The organism is Citreimonas salinaria, from assembly GCF_900107235.1.
GTDB classification, from domain to species: domain Bacteria; phylum Pseudomonadota; class Alphaproteobacteria; order Rhodobacterales; family Rhodobacteraceae; genus Citreimonas; species Citreimonas salinaria.
This window is the reverse complement of sequence record NZ_FNPF01000022.1, coordinates 21,408-38,294: the sequence shown is the minus strand read 5'-3', so window position 1 is coordinate 38,294 and position 16,887 is coordinate 21,408. Positions and strand designations below refer to the sequence as shown.

Here is a 16,887-nt window from a genome sequence, read left to right as displayed (position 1 = left end):
CCCGGCATGAGATCGCGGTTTGTCAAAGAAGCGGAGACTACACCTGACAGGAGCGTGACTGCGATGATCCACAACCGATCATTTTGGTTGACTGGTGGCCCGTTCTCTAACGCTGAAGGTTTTCCCATGGCGCGCGAGAGCAGCCCAAGGTTGGGCGGATGACGGACGGCACCGGGACTATTCCAATCCGGCGCTGGCGCGTCCGGCTGCCGAACACGTCGCGCCGTCCCAGGCTTGAAGCGGTCGTCCTTGTTTGTTTCGCGGCAATCGTGTCGGCGCTGATCCTGGCGCAATCCTATCGTCAGGCGCTCGACGAGGCGCGCGCGACAACAAGCAACCTGACAGCCCTGCTCGGCGAGCATACGCGGATCGCCATGCGCTCCACGGACGCGGCGCTGATGTCGATGGTGACCGTGCTGGAAAGCGCGCAACCGCGCGAAGGAGACGCCAATTACGCTTCATATCTCGACCAGCTCAATGATCACCTCGACTATGTGCGCACGCTCTTCGTCGTCGGCACGGACGGCTACGCGATCCATACGACCCAACCCGATGCGCTGCGCGTGTCCCTGGCCGATCGCCGATACTTTCAGATCCTTCGTGACGATCCCGAGGTGGACCTGTTCGTCGGGCGTCCTGTCCAGTCGATGATAAACTCGGAGTGGTTTGTGCCCGTCGCCCGGCGGATCGAGACCGCAGACGGTGGGTTCGCCGGAATTGCCGTCGCAGCGGTTGAGCCGAGCTTTGTCGAGCGGACATTCCAGCTGCTGCAATTGCGGGAATTCGACACCATCGCCCTGCTGCACAAGGACAGCACCTTGATCGCCAGCGTACCGCCGTTGCCTGGCTATTACCGAACGCAGCTGACCGATCACGAACTTTTCCGAAGCAGGCTACCACACGCGTCGAGCGGCGTCTACACCAGCATCAGTGGCATCCATCAGCGCTCCGCGATCGTCGGCTATGCCGCGCTCGAAGACTTTCCGCTGATCGTCGGCGTGTCCCTCGACCGCACCCAAGCGCTGGCGAGTTGGCGGCAGATGGTCCCTGTCGTCGTTCTGGGCGCCATCCTGATCGTCGTACTGACACTGTTCCTGCGCATGGCAATGGTGCGGCGGACCCTGGAACAGCAGGTCGCGCGCCAGGAGGCGCTAATGCATGAAAAGGTCCAGACCATCGGCTTCATGACGAGCAGCGTCGCACATGATTTCAAAAACCTGCTGGCGGTGGTGCGGTCTGGCACCCGGATGCTGCGCCGCCAGAACGCCGACGAGACGCTGCTGGCTGCGCTCGACGATGCCGCCGACCGGGGTATCGCGCTGACGACCGACCTGCTGAATTTCGCCAAGGACCACGAGCTCCGCGCCGTTCAGGTCCAGCCGGACCGGCTGATCGAGCGTCTTTCGAGCCTCTTGCAGCGCACCACCGGACCCGGTGTGGAACTGCACCTGGACCTCGACGCCGCAAACGCGGTGGTTGAGGTGAGCCTCGCCCAATTCGATTCCACGCTGGTGAACCTGTGCATCAACGCCTCGCACGCGATGCCCGAGGGAGGCCTGCTGCGCATCGCCACGCTACGCGTGCCGCTGCGCGGGCACGAGACGCTGCGTGACGGCGACTACGTCGAGATCTCGGTCGAGGACACCGGCATCGGCATCGGCATTCCGGAAGAGATCCAGAAGGGACTCTTCGCGCCCTTCGCTTCCACCAAGGGCCGTGACGGGTCGGGCATGGGCCTGTTCCAGGCACGGCGCTTTGCCGAAGACGCGGGCGGCGCCATCACGCTCAGCAGCACGGTGGGCAAGGGCACGCGCGTGATAATCCTGCTGCCGCTTGTAAAAGGCATGGGCCGCGGCAGAGCAGCCGGGACGCAGGACGCGACCTCCTGACGTCGAAGTTTCGCCATGAGCGATCGGCAGTAGCCAACGGCTTGGCGTTTGCTATCTTTCCCGGCATGGACCCGCACCACATCTCGCAACCAGATTCCACGGCAGAAGATGAAATCTTTCGCGCAGCCCTGGATGCGTCTCCCGCATTGATGTGGCTCTCTCACGCGAATTTCTCCGGCCTCTATTTCAACCAGACCTGGCGAGATTTTACCGGCAGGGCTTTGGAGGAGGAACTCGACGGCGGATGGATGGACAATGTTCATCCCGATGATCTCGACAGGATCAAGGCGTGTGACGGCGCGATCACTTCAAGGCAATCGTTCCGCGTAGAGTACCGCCTTCGGCGCCACGACGGCGCCTGGCGCTGGATGCTCGACAGTGGCCGGCCGCAATCACCACGACAACGCGCAGGCCGAGAGCTTCATGAAAACTCTGAAGGTGGAGGATGCCTATCTGATGGAGTATGGAACTTTCGAGGAAGTCGCCATCGGCGTCCCCCGCTTCATCGACGCTTACAATCCCCGCCGCCTGCACTCAGCCTTGGGGTATCTCAGCCCCGTCCAAGTCGAGGATCGCAACTCCCGCATCACTGTCAAAACAGCCGCGTGTTCCTGTCGATCGCGAGGGGCGGATTCCACGCCCGAAGAGTATACACCCATGCAGACTGTCGCCACCAATGCCGCTTCGCGATCGTTCACCGGCATCCTGATGATGTGCGCGGGCGTCGCGTGCCTAAGCGTGAACGACGCCATCGGGAAGACCTTGGCGGCCGACTACTCCCCGGTGCAGATCCTTTTCCTGCGCAACGTGATCGCCCTGCCCGTGGCAATCCTGATCGCCCTGAGGATGGGCGGTACGGCGGCGCTGCGTTCCTACCGGCCCGTGGCGCATCTGGTGCGCGCCGTGCTCTGGCTCTGCGCCGCCACGCTGTTCTTCACGGGCCTGACCTATCTCGGCCTCGCCGAAGCCACGACGCTGGTCTTCGCGGCGCCCGTGTTCATCACCGCGCTTTCGGCGCTGCTGCTCAAGGAGCACGTCGGGTGGCGGCGATGGTCGGCGGTTCTGGTCGGATTCCTCGGCGTGCTGGTGGTCGTCCGTCCAGGCAGCGCGGCCTTCCAGCCCGCCGCGCTCTTTCCGGTGGCGACAGCCCTCTTCTACGCCGCTCTGATGATCAGCGCGCGGTGGGTCGACCCGCGCGAAAGCGTCTGGACCCTGATGCTCTACCTCGTCGGAGCAGGAGCGTTGCTCAGCGGGATCGTGAGCCCCTTCGTCTGGGCCGCCATCCGGGCCGAGGATCTCTGGCTCTTCTTCGCCATCGCGCTTTTCGGGACGGCTGGCATGACCATGATGACGCAGGCGTTCCGCTTCGCGCCCGCCGCGGTGGTCGCCCCGTTCGATTATTCCGCCCTGCTTTGGGCGACGATGCTCGGCTGGCTGATTTGGAACGAAATTCCGGATCTCGCCACCTATGTCGGCGCCGGCATAATCATCTTGAGCGGTCTCTTCATCGTCTTCCGCGAGCGGCAACTCGATGAGTGAGAGCACGGGCAAATCTCCGCGCGCTGGTGCGCGGTCGAGAACCTGAACAAGCGGCGCCGAAATTAAGGCCTGGCGTTCCTTAGCATCGAGCCGCTCCAACGCGAGCTCTGCGCTGCCAAGCGGCGTAAATGTCCGGTCACTTCGTGACCCCGCTTCGTCAGGGCGACGGCCTCGACCGCCGATCGCCATCCGCCGCCAGCCGCAAAGCAGGCTGACCGCCTCAGCCATCCGGCTTTGCGGCTGGCGGGATTTCCCTCGATCAGTGCGAGGAGCCCCAGGTAGCGCAGCGCGGCGCCGTATTCCGTCACCTGCGCCTCAAAGCCCCTTCGTCTGGGCCGCCATCCGGGAAGGGTATTTGTCGCAACCAGTTTAGAATGTGCTCGGACCGAGAGAAATAGACCGGTAATAAGCAATATGTAGAGATTCGCGTACGGATGAAGCCGACGGCAGCCAATCCGGCTCCGCCACCTTCTTCAGAGAAGCCGCCGCACCACTAAAACGCGCCAACAATCCGGTCCGCCGGCGCTACCTGCAGCGTTTATGAACCCTTGCCCCTCCGGTAACGAAACGGACGCCAGCAGACGACGGGCGCCCGATCCAGGCATGCCGTTGCTCGCGCACCAGTTGTAGGACTCCCCCTTCCCCCGGGAATCGATCGGTCGTGCAACTTGGCACATGCGCGCGCCCGATCGCACAACCCCATGGCCAATCTGGGCGCGTTCTCCCTCTTCCATCCATGGGCGAGAACAGATTTGCTATCGCCGTACAAGCATAGCATCCTGAACTTTTCCTTCTAAGCACTTGTTGTCTTTGTGTTATACAGCCCTGTTGAAGCAACGCGCGAATGTTTACCCTACTTCGCGCCGTCAGCTTTCTGTAGACCTGTGGGGATTTACTGATATAGCGTCTATAAAAACGAACGACGAGGCAGCCAGTGATGGCAGGCAAGATAAACTCAGACGACCTCGAGCGCTACAGCATCAGGCTTGGCGATGCGCTCGATGAGCAGATGCGCCGGGTCATGTCTCCGGACGACCGAAAGTCAGACAAGCCCCTGAGGCGCTTCTCCATACGGGAGATGGCCGACCTGTGCATCGGCATGAAGTACAACACGCTTCGGTCCCATCTCAAGACGCTGAAGGGGTTGCCGTCCGGCCGCATGGAGCCCGGCAACAAAAAGACCTACGCCCTGGAAGAGATCCACGAGATCCAGCGTGCCCTCTTTCAGGCCGGGAAACTTCCCGATGGCACGCAACCGTGGCGACTGCCTGGCGAGGAGACCGCGAAGATCCTTGTCTACAACCTAAAGGGCGGCGTCGCGAAATCGACGCTTGTCGCCAACTGCGCCGAAGTTCTGGCAGCACGAGGGTACCGCGTGCTTGTCTGCGATCTCGATCCTCAGGCCAGCGTGTCTGACCTTTTCGATGTGCGGGCAGACCTCGACAACGTACCATCGATTTACGACGTATTGCGCTATGAATCGGCAGACGATGGCCCCGTCCCGGCACACCAGGCCATTGCCGCCACTTACTTCCCCAACATTGACATTTTGCCCGGCTCGATTGCGCTGACGGAGTTCGAATACGAGACAGCCCAGGCCGCAGCCAGTGGCGTTCCGTTTTATCAGCGCCTTCAGGAAAAGCTTGCGCCCATAGAGGATTCCTACGACGTCATCATCTTCGACACGCCTCCGCACATGTCTTTCTGCGTTATTACTGCGGTCTACGCGGCCAGTGGAATGATCATTCCGCTCTCCGCCGGGATGCTGGACGTCGTGAGTCTCGAAAAGTTTCTCGAACTGGCTTCAAGCACGCTGCGGTCCATCGAGAACGTCGTGCCGGAAAAAAAGTTCGATTTTCTTCGCTTCGTCCTCACCCGGTATCAACCGAGCGACCCGGCGCAACTTCAGCTGTCCAGCTTTCTGCGTCACACACTCGGCGAGGCGATGTTGCGCACCGACCTGCTCAGCTCGACAGCCATCGCCGATGCCGGCAACACGATGAACCCGTTGCTCGAGGTTGATCCGAGCGAATTTACCCGCAAGACCTATGACCGCATCGCGGAGAGTGTCATCGGCATCTCTCTTGAAATCGAGCAAGAGATCATGGCTGCCCGCGGCCGCAAGAGCAGCGTCAGGGAGGTCGCATAATGGTTCGATCCGTTTTCAACATCTCCGGGGAACCACCCAAAAGTGACACCGACCCACAAACCGAAGCGGAGCCGCGCCCGGCTCGTCGCAAGCCGATGGTCCGCGGCGGCGCGGCTTCAGAGAAATATATCGCCGCCGCGACCCGCGGCGGCGGCGAACGGAGTTACCAGGACATACCGGTCAACCAGGTCACGCAAAGCCCGATCAATGACCGCATCGATGTAAACGAAGACATCGAGAGCTTGATCCAGAGTATTCGGGAAAACGGCCAGCAAATCCCTGTCATCGTCCGCCACGCGCGTGGCGACATGCCCTATGAAATCGTGGTCGGCCGGCGGCGCCTGGCCGCAATTAAGGCCATTGGTCAGCCCACGATAAAAGCGTTCGTCACACGCATGGACGATCGCGAAGCATTCATCACGCAAGGCATCGAAAATACGGCCCGCCTTGAGACGAGCTACATCGAGCGCGCCCGTGCCGCTTCCTTGGCCATAGACGCGGATTTCTCTCAGACGGATGTATCGGAGTTTTTGAACATCTCGCAGACACTGATGAGCTTCATGATCAAGACTTACCAGAATGTCGGCGAGGATGTGGTAGTCGCGATCGGACCAGCCCGCGGCATCGGTCGGCGCAAATGGGACAGTCTTCACCAAGAGATGAAGCGCAAACTCCTCTCGCAAGAGGTCGTGCTCGCAATGGTCGATACGTCCATCAAAGACAGTGCCGACCGGTTCGAAGCCGTGCTCGCCGCGGTCAAGGCATGGAAGGCATCGCCGGAAAGCACGTCGCAGAAAGAGTCGAATGCACCAGTCACGCGCAGCTACATGGCAGGACAGGTGAGGCAGACCCGCCGGCCGCGGGAGCTGCGCATCAAGATCGGGCGCAAAGCGAGCCACGACCTGCTTGAGCGTATCGAACGGGCCATCGCGCGCGAACTCGAGAACGACGACAATAAGGGAGGATACTCAAGTGACTGATAAAGAACGGTAAAATTGACTTTACCGCGGTAAAGTCTCATCAAGGTGCCCCCAAGAGCGCCCCACCCCGACCAGAGCAGAAACCAAAGAGGACAGGCCAGAAGGCAAAACAAGACCCCCCGAAACCGAAGTCCCGAGGGGCTGAGAAGTTGCTTGAACACCACCTTCTTACCCCGAGAAGCGAATCTCTTCAACGCCGTTTTCGGTGAACGGGGAAGTATTGCCGACCTGAAACAACCATGCAGACATTCACGTCCACGGAAACCCCGTGTCGGCGCAGGCAAGAGGTGCGCCCCGCGCCCTGCCCTGCTCCCACCCAAACAATTGACGCCCGGCCGTCCACGCTCGGCCTGGACCGATGGGTCATACTCGACCGCGTAACTGCGGTTGCACGTCATCTCGGCCTCACCGACAGGGACATCAGCGTGTTGCGAGTACATCTCACGGTGCTTCGGAAAGGCCCCATCGGACCCGAAACGTTCCCGATCTCGTTTATGCAGGTGGAACGTCTGGCAGAACGCGCTGGCGGCATGGAGCCACGAACCTTCCACCGCGGTGAGGTACGCCTCGAGCGAGCTGGGCTCATCGCCAGGCGTCTGTCCCCAAACGGCAGGCGTTTCCCATTGCGCGACCCCAACACAGACGAGATCGTTGATGCATATGGAATCGATCTTTCGCCGCTTTTCGCGAGCCTGCCGAAACTCGAGAGGATCGCTGCGCAGGCAGCGAAAGAAGCACGCCAGCTGCGCAACAGGCTGACCTCAATCAGCTCGACGCTCTCGCGACTGAAGCAGATCGTGCGTGACGCTCCCAGCTGGGCCACGGACCCCGTCGCGGATCTGGTCAGGCTTTACGACAGGCTCCGCAAGCGCAAGGCCCCCAGCGGCTCCGATCTTGAGCTGCTCGAGGCCCGAATAGCCGATGCGCTGAGTACCATCGCACGTTCGCTCGACGAACCTGCGAATCCTGAACAAGCCCCCTGCCCTACTCCCTCCTGTGAGACGACACAGCAGAATTGGGTCGCCACATCAGCATCCGTGATCACCCCTAATGCCGCGGTGGAATGCAGTTCGCTGTCGGACAGAATGCCCGGCGCCGCCGGACACTGTGACCTCCCCTTTGAGTCCAAACCAAAAGAATACAAAGAAACACGCGCGGCCGATACCGAAGCCCTCAAACGAGTTTGGCGTCAACTTCCAGCGCTATCAGAGTGGTTTCCTTCGCCTCCAGCTTCGAAAAATGAAGTAGCGGGAATGCTTTTTGATTTTTCAAAGTATCTTGGACTAAGACAGGAAACGGTCGCTGACCTGGTTTCTACCATCGGCGCCGTCGACAGCATGTATTGCCTGGACACCCTGACAAAGCGCATCGCAACGATCGCAAACCCGAACGCATATCTCGCATCAATGCTGAAGGCATGGAAGTCTGGCCAGACGATCGCCGATGGCCGTGTTCGACGATATGCCTGATACGAGGCTCTGAAACATTGCCATCGACAGCAAGACGATTCCGCGGAGTCGGCCAAGCCTTGAGGCTGGAGTGAAGAAAGGACTCCAGAAGCGCTGCCGCCGACGAAGGTCGCAGACCAAAATCTCCCCGGAACGGCAACAAGAAGACCAGATGATAGGTCACCTGGGGCTTCCGCTTTCATCAACATAAGGAGTGTGTCGGGGACTAACAAAGAAATGACCTCCCGCCGCGCTCGGCGACCCACTCCCATCGCATCGAGCGCACAGACTGGAAGCCGGAGCACACGCACATCGGGGTTACGATAAGGATGCCGGGAATCCGTGATCCGTGGCATACTGCAGAGCGCATGCGAAGCTCTGAACGTATGCACGTTGTTCCAACCTTACCGCGAAGTGACCATCTCGCAGCAGAGTAGGGCAGATCTCCCGAATTCGATTGAAGATCAAATTGCCATTGCCCTCTCAAACACGACCTCTCGCTTCGTTCAGGGATTTTTGTCCAGACCGCGGTGCAAGATCTTGGGCCGACTAAGGCTTAGCGGCGAGATCCTCCGGCCACCAAGCGTTTCGACGCTCACCTGAATGCAGATTTGTGCTCCGAGGGAGATGCTCAAAGGCCCTAATTTAATCGGAGTGGGGCAGGGGCCTCAGTAGCGCTCTTTTGGTATCAAGCGCATTGCTATGAGCCAGTACTTTTGGAACACCCCCACCCGGTCATGGTCGAAGAGATTCCGCGATCATGGCGTTCTCCAGGGTCCTTGCAACGACTGGCGCAGACCCCAGAAGGGCAGGGGGCGCTCCTACCAATCTGCATTTTGAGGGTCAAACCGCAATCGTCCTGCGCCATGTCTCACGCCGCACTTCGTGCTGAGTGCGCACGCAGACCGCGGTGCAAAACCCACGGCCGAGCAAGGCTGAGCGGCGAGAGCCTCCGGCAGGGAAAGTGTCGGGCCCGTGAGTGATACTCAAGCAGGAAGATGCGCTGATCGTTCAGTGTTTTTTCCCTTCGGATCATTCCCGGACTGGACTTTACCGCGGTAAACTGGATAATGTATAATAAAAACAACGGTCACCGAATGAAATTATACTTTGCCCGGGTCAGCCGAAGGCTTGCTTGCCGCCGAACGATAGGACGCCGCCCTACTCCCGCCGAACAGGCCTCTCATCTCGCGTCCCTCGGATCTGGAAGATCGCTTAAAGCATTGAAAACATGTTAGAAAAAGCCTTTTCGAGTATCATTTGGAGCAAGAAGTTGAGAAGTGCGCCGATGATTTGAGGCAGAGCGCCCCAGGTCGAGACCGTCGCGGAGGCGAAGGGCAAGTGGTTATTCGCCTCCACTGAACGCTTCAAGGGTCGAGATAAGGACATCGAAGTCTTGTCTGTCCTTCCTCCTGCGCCGGCCTTGCCGTTCGCGAAGGTTGTTCGCATGGATCTCCGCGACCTGCTCCGCGATATAACGCCTCTTCACGATATCGGTGCTGGCATGATGCGCCGCCGGCTTGGCAAGGTCGATCCCTTCAACACCGTGATGGGCAATGGCGTCCGAGTAGAGCATGACGCGCAATGTGGTGAAACTATTGTCCGTGAGCGCTTGGAACACGCGCGGGACGTACGTCGCGGCGGCCGGAGACCCGTCTGGCAGGACAAAGAGTTGGCGCCTTTCGCGCAGCACTCTTTCTCTGAGAGTGGGGAGCATGGCCGGGGATGCATCCGCGAGGATCAGTGCGTCGATGAATCGACCGGCCGCCGGATGGAGGGGAAATTTGAAGAGATCGGGACGGCGGGCCTGCGTCTTTTGGATCTCGGTTCTGATCACCCACTCGCCGCGCTCCCAGAACAGGGTCTCACCGAATGCGAGCTGCGCCGAGGCATTGCGAAGCGGCGCATTCGCGAAGATCGCAAGAATGGCCGCTCCGTTTCGCATCTGGTGCCGTTTTCTGGGGCGTTCCTCGGCCTCCACGCCGGCGAGGAGTCCCTCGGCCATGTCCAGAATACGGTCCGTTGAATTCCCGGTGCGCGCGAGGGCGAAGAACTTGAGGGCCCGCTGTCCGGTCTCCCGGGCCTCGTAATCCCGCCGGTAATCGCAGAGATGTCGGGTGATCTCAGCCGAAGCGCCGCTATATCTGGAAAACAGGAGGAGCGCATCGGCCGTGGCGCGCATGCTCGCCCATCGCAGTCCCTCCGGCCGCGGCAGGAGGCGCGCCTTCAGGTCGGCAAGGTATGCGTCTATTCCCGGCACGCTAAGCTCTGCATCGAGATTGTGCTGCGCCGCCGACCAGGCGTATTGACAGACCTTTTCACGCATTCTCAACACCATGCTGCGGGCGGGCACCTGCATGCCGGGTTCTTGGCCAGGCAATCCGTCGGCTGCGCGGCGCAACGCGCTCTGATAGTCCACAGGGAGGTCCCCGGGCGGGAGGGAGACAGATCGTTTTTTCGGCGGGCGCCGTGTCGGAGGGGCTATGGGATCCCAATCCTGCGTTTCGTAGACTGGTCGGAGCACGCAGGATTTGTCCCTTCGTTGTTCGAAGGACACAGCGTGCGCGGCTTTGCTTACTGGGTTCCTGGGGGGGCTGGGCGTCGCGAAACGACGCGCTTCCCGGATGGCCCCAAGGAACGACGGCTGGCAGACGGCAAAGACTTCCTGGAGATGGTCGATCCGGAGCGAACGCTCCGGCTCCGCGCAGTCGCCGAGCCAGTTCCGGATATCGCCCGCCGTCGGTGACGCGAGACCGTGTGCCACGATGAACTCGAAGAAACCGTTTGTCGTCTCGATCGAAGGGACGGACAGGTCGGCGAACCCGGGCCGTTGCGCGAGGCTTCGCCAGACCGGTTGCTCGAGGATCTGGTGGATCTTCATGCCGGTACCCCCGCAGCATTTGGCGAGGCCTGCATTCGTTGGGCACGACGCTGGTATCTCTTCTGCTGCAAGGTCCGGCTCTGCCGCTCGCGGTCGATGAACGCGTAGTGCTGCCGCAGCGTCCTCTCCGTGTCCCCGGTCAACGTCTCGAGCTCGGCGTAGCAGGTAGGGTCATGGAAGATCTCGATGGTCGAGACCCCGTGACGGAAGTTGTGCGGCAGGAGAGGGAGCCCGATCTTCGTGGAGCATTCAGTCAGCCAGCCGTCGAACGTCGAGATCACCAGAGACCGGGGCTCGGCTTCGATGGCCGGGAAGATGTGATCCGAGAGATCCGCGCCGCGGAACAGGGGACGGATGCGCGTCAGGTAGAACGACAGGATGCGATAGCCGTCGGCACCGAGCCCGTCCTTGTCGAAGATGAAGCGGGGCAGATGCTGGTTGCGCTTCGTCATCGCGTCCCCGTTCTTCAGAAGCTCGTTCGGGATATGGATTTCCAGGCGGGGCCGCGTCTTGTCGGCGCGATGGTCGAAGAAGGTCTGCGGGTGGCCCGAGAGTCTCAGGTCGGCGATGACGTTCGATTTGCGGAACGGGGCCCCTTCGAGCTCGATCGCGGCGAAAGCGGCGCAGGTGCCGTACATCCTGGCTTGCCTTAGAAGGTCCGCGGCGAGGCGTGATCGTTCGGGAGTGAGTGGTTGCGTGTCCGGGGACCGGCTGAAGGCGAGAAGGTCGATGCCTTCAAGGTCGGCCAGTTCCATCGCTGCGAGCGCCTTTTCAGCATATAAGAAATGCTGAGTCTCGAAAAGCTCCATGGCATTGGGGTCGTTCAGAAGGTCGCGGCACCAGGCCTCGACCTTCGGTGACATCATCTTGCTGGCCGCCTGCCCCTCGATGAGAACCGGCAGCGTCTTCATGAGCCGTTCGACCTTGGCGGCCTCTTCCGCAAGTCCCTGGGTCGCCAGGGTGCGTTTGAGGTTCAGCGCATAGGAGGACAGGGTGCGCGGCGCGAGACCGTCCGGGGTGCCGGACTTCCTGCACAGACGGATGAGCGTCTTCTCGATCCGGTCGGGCCTGAACAGGGCGGTCAGGCCGTTGACGGTGTCGAGGTCGCAGTCATTATGGGCCTCGCGCATATATGCGCGCAGGGAGGCGGTATAGACGGCCTTGCAGCTTTCCGAGTACTCCTTCGCTGTCGCGCACCGGGCTTCTTCGGTGAGCATGTCGTCGTGGTAGACGACAGTGGTCTTTCGCACCCATAGCTGCGCTTCCTCGTCGAGAAATGCCGGGAGCCGTGTGTCGAGGCGCAGAACCCCGGCAAGATCGCCGATCTCGTCGTGCGGCAGGAACGGCACGCAGGTCGGAAATTGCCGAAGGTAGTCCAGACAGGCGGCCGCTTGCTTGACACGGGCCCATTCGTCGGTGCTCAGGCAATCCTCGCGCAGGGAGATGATGCGCTCGCGCGTGATGTCGCACATGTCCCACCCCCTGGCCCGGGCCAGATCGATGAGCCTCGGCAGGTTGCGGCCCTGGCTCTCCTTGAGGAGGACGGCGCTGATCATGTCGGGAACGATGGCTTGCAATCGCGCGAAACCGTCTTGCCGCTCTCGGCGTGCGCGCCGTGCCTGAAGTTCCCCCGTGAAGGTTTCGACCATCCGCCGCCCGTCCGCCTGGTATTGCCTGTAGGTCCCGGGGGTGATGCCCCAATCCAGGATCCTTGCGTTCAGATCGGCGTTGCCTTTCCGGTATTTCGGGGCGACCTGGAGGTAGACCTCCAAGGACCCCTCGAGCGTTTCGAGATGGCGGTCCTGGTATCCACGCTTGCGGAACATTCGTTCGAAATGTGTCGCATATTGCTTTTCAGTTCCGCCCTCGAAGGCCTGGCCAAACCGAAGAATATCGAGCATCGTTGGAGTGGTGGCGGTCAATTTTGCATCCTCTTGGTGGTATCGTTATCGGGAAGATTGGCCGTTACCGGGATCGCGGTAATAAAAACCGGGGAGTTTACCGACGCCGCAAACAGCCAGGGGGGTGTTATTTCCGGCGTTATCGGGAGGCGGGTGCGGGATCCGCCAAAAGCGCGGCAAACACGTCATCGGGCGGCTGCTCGTCGGTCGTCGTGCGGGCGAGTTCGGCCCGCGCTTCGTCGCCCACAGGATTGGCCGGGAGCGGGGGGATGCTGGCGAAAATCGGAAGAGGCGAGCCGCACCGTCGGCTCCGGATCACGGTCGGTATCCAGCGGCGCAGTCGCGGGAAAGCATCGTTGTGCGTGTCGCCGAGCTGCACGCCGCCGTCGTATCGCCAATGACCCGAACGGAGATGGCCGCGTATCGTTGACTGCGGCACGCCCGTTGCCCGGGATACCCAGGCGATGTCCGCGAGTGGCTCGCGCAGCGCCGCCAGCGCCGCATCGTCACCTGGTCCCAGCCCGAACAGCTGACGCCAGACAACGCTTTCGGGATAGATGCCGTGCAGGTTCTCGAGGCCAAAGCGACGCGCGATGGCGGCGACGTTGTTCCGGCCGACCCCCAGGTAGCGCCGCAGTTCGTCGGTCGAGAGACCGGCGGGACTGGCCGGGATGATCGGCGCGCGGAAGAGTTCGAATGGCATGGGACCCATCTCCTTTTCGAGGAGATGGGTCCCTGAGGATCAGATCAGAAAATGGAATGAAGGCTCGGCTACGCGATCGCGATGCAGCGGCTTCGCGGGGCTCTCGCAAGGTCTGCCAATCCGAAGAACCGGTGTCTCCGGAGCCACCACGTCGTTCGTGTCAGTCCACGAGGGCACGTGACAGGGTCGCGGAGATATCCCGCAGGCGCGCACCGGACCAGCGCAGCCAGGCGTCGAAATCCGATGGGCTCCGCTCGAAGACTGTCGCGTGGAGGAGGATCGGTCCTACGACGCCCAGGAGGCGCACGAGCGATGTCTGTGCCTGCATCAGAAGCTGACGGATATCGGCCGCAGTCGCATCCTGGTCGAGATGCAGCGCATGCAGCGCCTCGATGTCGTTGATTGCAGCCTCGTTCCCGGTGAGCGTCAGGAGGGCTTCGAGAGAGCCGGATTCGTAGTCCAGGTAGGACCCCAGCCGCGACAACGCAGCATGCAGAAGAGTCTCGTCTGTGACGTCTGGGACGCGTGAAATGACAATCGAGTTCATGGATGGTCTCCATTTGTGGGCTCCGGGAGCATTTTCTGCTCGATGGTCGCTTCCGGGATGCGACGGCAAGGATGCCGACACGACCGTCAAGAGTTCCGGGTATCGGGCCCGACTGGAGAACTTCTCGGCTGGGTTCCTGTCCTGTTCGAAGATGACATTGGCCGGCTCCGGCAATGACGAAGAAAAAAGTTCAGGTGTCTTCGTGCACATTCCTGCTCCCGAAAGGGGCTTGCGGCAGGGCTACCGGCGCGCCGATCTGACACGGCGGTTTCGATCGTGATGCGGGGCGTCTGCCGGCATCACCAACCCGTTTCGAGGCCCGGATTGCCGACCGCGGAGGTCATGGTTGCGGCTGTTTTCTTTCCCGCACCAGTCCGATGACCTCTGGCGGCAGAACGTCATCCGGAAAACTCACGTCCTCGATCAGATCGTTCAGGACGAAGATCCCGCTGCGAAACGCGTTGCGGTCGTGACCCGCAAGCGAGTGCATGGTCTCGTGGACCCATTCCGCTGTAAGTTGGGCAGGCGACAGCTCGTTCAGAATCGCATATCTGGACACGCCCCATGTTCGTTGGATCACCGCGTCCTTGCCGTGCGCTCGCATCTGTTCGCGCAGGTCTGACCAGGCATCCACGAATTCTGGCTGTTTCCGTCTTGGCGCGCCGAAGGGAGTCTCCACGGAGTGCCCGATGTTCCGGATATACGCCTTCAGGGCGACCTGCGACGGCCGCCGAAACCCATGATCGGCCGGATCGACTCCCCACAGCGCCAGGCACGTCCTCGCAAACGCGTCGAGCGACGGATCCTGGTCGGGCGAAATGATACCTGTGATGAGGGAAAGCCGGTAAACGAAGGGCACGGCTGCCCGGAGCAGGGGAGGGGCCTCCGAGTATACCGCGCCGAGCAGCGGCGGAAGAGGGGCATGGTAGAGATGTCCACTCGGGGCCGGCAGCCGCCCGATGATCCCTGTTGGAAGCAGATGTCGCGACCCGGCAGCGAGTGGCGCGTCCTGTAGTCGGTCGAGAAGCGCGAGGGCCGCCCGAAACGGTGGGCGTATATCGCCCGCAAGGCGCTGGTCGATCTGAAGGGCGCTGGCGGAGGAGAGTTCTTTGATCTCCATCTTATCCGGTAGGGCATGACGCAGTATGTTGAGTTTCTCGACGATGCGTCCTCCGAATTGGAGGCGGGCGATGCGCTTCAAACCGGCAATCACGTCTCGGTCCGCGAGTGAACCGGTCTCAAGCAGATACAAGTCGAAGAGCGTCCGCCGCCAGGCCCGGTAACGGGACAGCTCCAGCTTGAAGACCTTTCGGGCGCAGGCGGGAACCATTACATGCGGAAACCGCGTCTCGAGGTCCTTTGCCGAATAGGAGAGCGCCAGCAAGGGAACGCCTTCGATCCGGATCAGGAGGGCGAGGGCGCTCGCGGTCGCGAACGGAGGGCCGGCAGGCAAAAGGTGCGTTGGCGGGGTCGGGGAGGTCAGGGCCTCGTAGGTGCGATTGATGTCCATACACGGAAGATTGGTCGTTTCACGGGCGGCAGAAGCAATTGGGCTGGGAAATGTCTCCGATGCCGAATTTTTCTCCGGAAGCCCTGTGGCCGCTCGTGGTGTCCACGGCATGAGGTTCCTGCTGCGCCGCAGGACGCGCGGGCAGAAGTGTTCGCGACCACAGACAATGACCGTGATGGTTCGACGGCCGTGGCGCGCCGTGTGTCCGGGTTCGCAAGAACCCGGACATGGGACGCCGGCCGTGACCGCTTTCGCTTCCGAACTCCGCGTCAGACGGCGGCGCTTGGCAAAAATTTCCACGCAGGGAAATGTCGTCATCTCGCGGGGAGATTGCGACAAGGCGCGGGGAAATCTCGTCATTTCGCGGGTTTCCTGCGTCAGAATGCGGGGAAATTGCGCCAGAAGGGTCTTTAAGGTATTGATTTGCCGGGGCGAATTTGCCCCTGAATCAAGAGAATCTTGAATCCTCCTGAAAGAGCCGCGGAGCGGCATGCTTGTCCTGGATCTGAGGATAGTGGCAGCTTCGTCGAAGAAAATTCGACCGATCGCTTTTGGCCCGCCGAGCGGCGATCCATTTACTCACTGTGTCGGGTGCACTCGGCAGGGATCGTGACGGTCAAGGCTCTGCGGCGCGCAGCGGGGTCGAAGGCTTGAGCGGGACCTGGCGGGACCGGTCACGGCACATGCTCGCAGACGTGCGCGCAAAAGGTCTCGCGTCTCTTTGCGCGGGAAACACGGTGGTTGCTGTCTCGGAGATGTCGAGGGGAGCGGTCTGCTGCGGCGCGCAGCAGTGGACCGATCAACTTGAAAATTTCCGGGGCAGTGGCTGCTTCCCTTGTGGTGACGATTCCTGTGGGGCCATTATTTCAAAACGTCTTGGAGCTCGGACGATGCGCTTAAGTTGGGATGGGTGCCTATATATTGATCTTTGAGGGCTCTCAGAGGCATATATAGCCGTTCTTCCGTGCCCCGAAATTTCATGGGGTTGGAAAATCGGGCTCGCCGGTCTTTCAGGGTGCGCCACCGAAGACCACAGCAGACCTCCCAGCCGGCGGGTTGGGAGGCGTTTTTTTTCGTGTGGGAAAAGTTGCTTGCGGGTTGGGATGAGGGGCGTTGGGTGCGCCTTGAGGCGGCTCAGGTGCTGCGATCGCCCCGAATCACGTCCGCTGCCCTCTCGATCTCAGTCCATCGATTCGCGTAGTTGGGCGCCAGAAAGGGGAGAGAAGGCCCCTCCCCAGGCCAGCCCCTGACGGCAGATGTTGACACACCCGCTGTTTGCTCAGCGGTGGATTGGCCGGTTCAGGGTTCCAAGTGTCGAAGAAATCTTCGGGCACGTCTCT

At 61.2% G+C, this 16,887-nt stretch carries 11 protein-coding genes and 2 pseudogenes; 8 read left to right on the top strand and 5 right to left on the bottom strand.

The features are described 5' to 3' along the window. The first annotated feature begins 158 nt into the window (after nucleotides 1-158). The 7 genes and pseudogenes from BLW27_RS18550 (at nucleotide 159) to BLW27_RS18525 (ending at nucleotide 8,026) form a co-directional block, all read left to right on the top strand. A complete protein-coding gene (locus tag BLW27_RS18550) occupies nucleotides 159-1,889 on the top strand; it encodes a hybrid sensor histidine kinase/response regulator (RefSeq protein WP_089885856.1) in 1,731 nt (576 codons plus the stop codon). 65 nt (nucleotides 1,890-1,954) lie between these two features. Then, nucleotides 1,955-2,221, top strand: a pseudogene (locus BLW27_RS22160) (PAS domain-containing protein); the annotation flags it as partial. Nucleotides 2,222-2,276: 55 nt separating this feature from the next. Next, nucleotides 2,277-2,459: pseudogene (locus BLW27_RS21805) on the top strand (integrase core domain-containing protein); the annotation flags it as partial. A gap of 87 nt (nucleotides 2,460-2,546) precedes the next feature. Beyond that, nucleotides 2,547-3,428 carry a DMT family transporter gene (locus BLW27_RS18540; protein WP_245710944.1) on the top strand — a complete coding sequence of 294 codons (882 nt, stop codon included), beginning with the start codon at nucleotides 2,547-2,549 and terminating at the stop codon, nucleotides 3,426-3,428. Nucleotides 3,429-4,365: 937 nt separating this feature from the next. Next, complete coding sequence (locus BLW27_RS18535; protein WP_089885848.1) at nucleotides 4,366-5,577, top strand: AAA family ATPase; 1,212 nt, start codon at nucleotides 4,366-4,368, stop codon at nucleotides 5,575-5,577. After that, complete coding sequence (locus BLW27_RS18530; protein ID WP_089885844.1) at nucleotides 5,577-6,557, top strand: ParB/RepB/Spo0J family partition protein; 981 nt, start codon at nucleotides 5,577-5,579, stop codon at nucleotides 6,555-6,557. The genes BLW27_RS18535 and BLW27_RS18530 overlap by 1 nt, the downstream gene beginning before the upstream one ends. Nucleotides 6,558-6,796: 239 nt before the next feature. Then, nucleotides 6,797-8,026 (top strand): helix-turn-helix domain-containing protein, encoded by a 1,230-nt coding sequence (locus tag BLW27_RS18525; protein ID WP_089885841.1) that lies wholly within the window; start codon nucleotides 6,797-6,799, stop codon nucleotides 8,024-8,026. A 1,324-nt stretch (nucleotides 8,027-9,350) separates the two neighbouring features. Here BLW27_RS18525 and BLW27_RS18520 read toward each other — a convergent pair. The 4 genes from BLW27_RS18520 to BLW27_RS18505 all read right to left on the bottom strand — a co-directional run bounded on the left by BLW27_RS18520 (nucleotide 9,351) and on the right by BLW27_RS18505 (nucleotide 14,037). Beyond that, entirely contained in the window at nucleotides 9,351-10,886 is a 1,536-nt protein-coding gene (locus BLW27_RS18520) for a hypothetical protein (protein ID WP_089885838.1), read from the bottom strand. Beyond that, a complete protein-coding gene (locus BLW27_RS18515; RefSeq protein WP_143042357.1) occupies nucleotides 10,883-12,808 on the bottom strand; it encodes a hypothetical protein in 1,926 nt (641 codons plus the stop codon). The genes BLW27_RS18520 and BLW27_RS18515 overlap by 4 nt, the downstream gene beginning before the upstream one ends. A gap of 118 nt (nucleotides 12,809-12,926) precedes the next feature. Further along, entirely contained in the window at nucleotides 12,927-13,490 is a 564-nt protein-coding gene (locus tag BLW27_RS18510) for a hypothetical protein (protein WP_089885833.1), read from the bottom strand. Between the two features lie 160 nt (nucleotides 13,491-13,650). Continuing rightward, entirely contained in the window at nucleotides 13,651-14,037 is a 387-nt protein-coding gene (locus tag BLW27_RS18505; protein ID WP_089885830.1) for a hypothetical protein, read from the bottom strand. On the opposite strand from BLW27_RS18505, the gene BLW27_RS20930 reads away from it, so the two are divergent. After that, nucleotides 14,021-14,317 (top strand): hypothetical protein, encoded by a 297-nt coding sequence (locus tag BLW27_RS20930; RefSeq protein WP_143042356.1) that lies wholly within the window; start codon nucleotides 14,021-14,023, stop codon nucleotides 14,315-14,317. The two genes, BLW27_RS18505 and BLW27_RS20930, sit on opposite strands and share 17 nt — an antisense overlap. Before the next feature lie 60 nt (nucleotides 14,318-14,377). On the opposite strand, the gene BLW27_RS18500 is transcribed toward BLW27_RS20930, so the two are convergent. Next, nucleotides 14,378-16,039: a hypothetical protein gene (locus tag BLW27_RS18500; RefSeq protein WP_218141158.1), complete on the bottom strand. Its 1,662-nt coding sequence runs from the start codon at nucleotides 16,037-16,039 to the stop codon at nucleotides 14,378-14,380. Nucleotides 16,040-16,887: the final 848 nt, after the last annotated feature.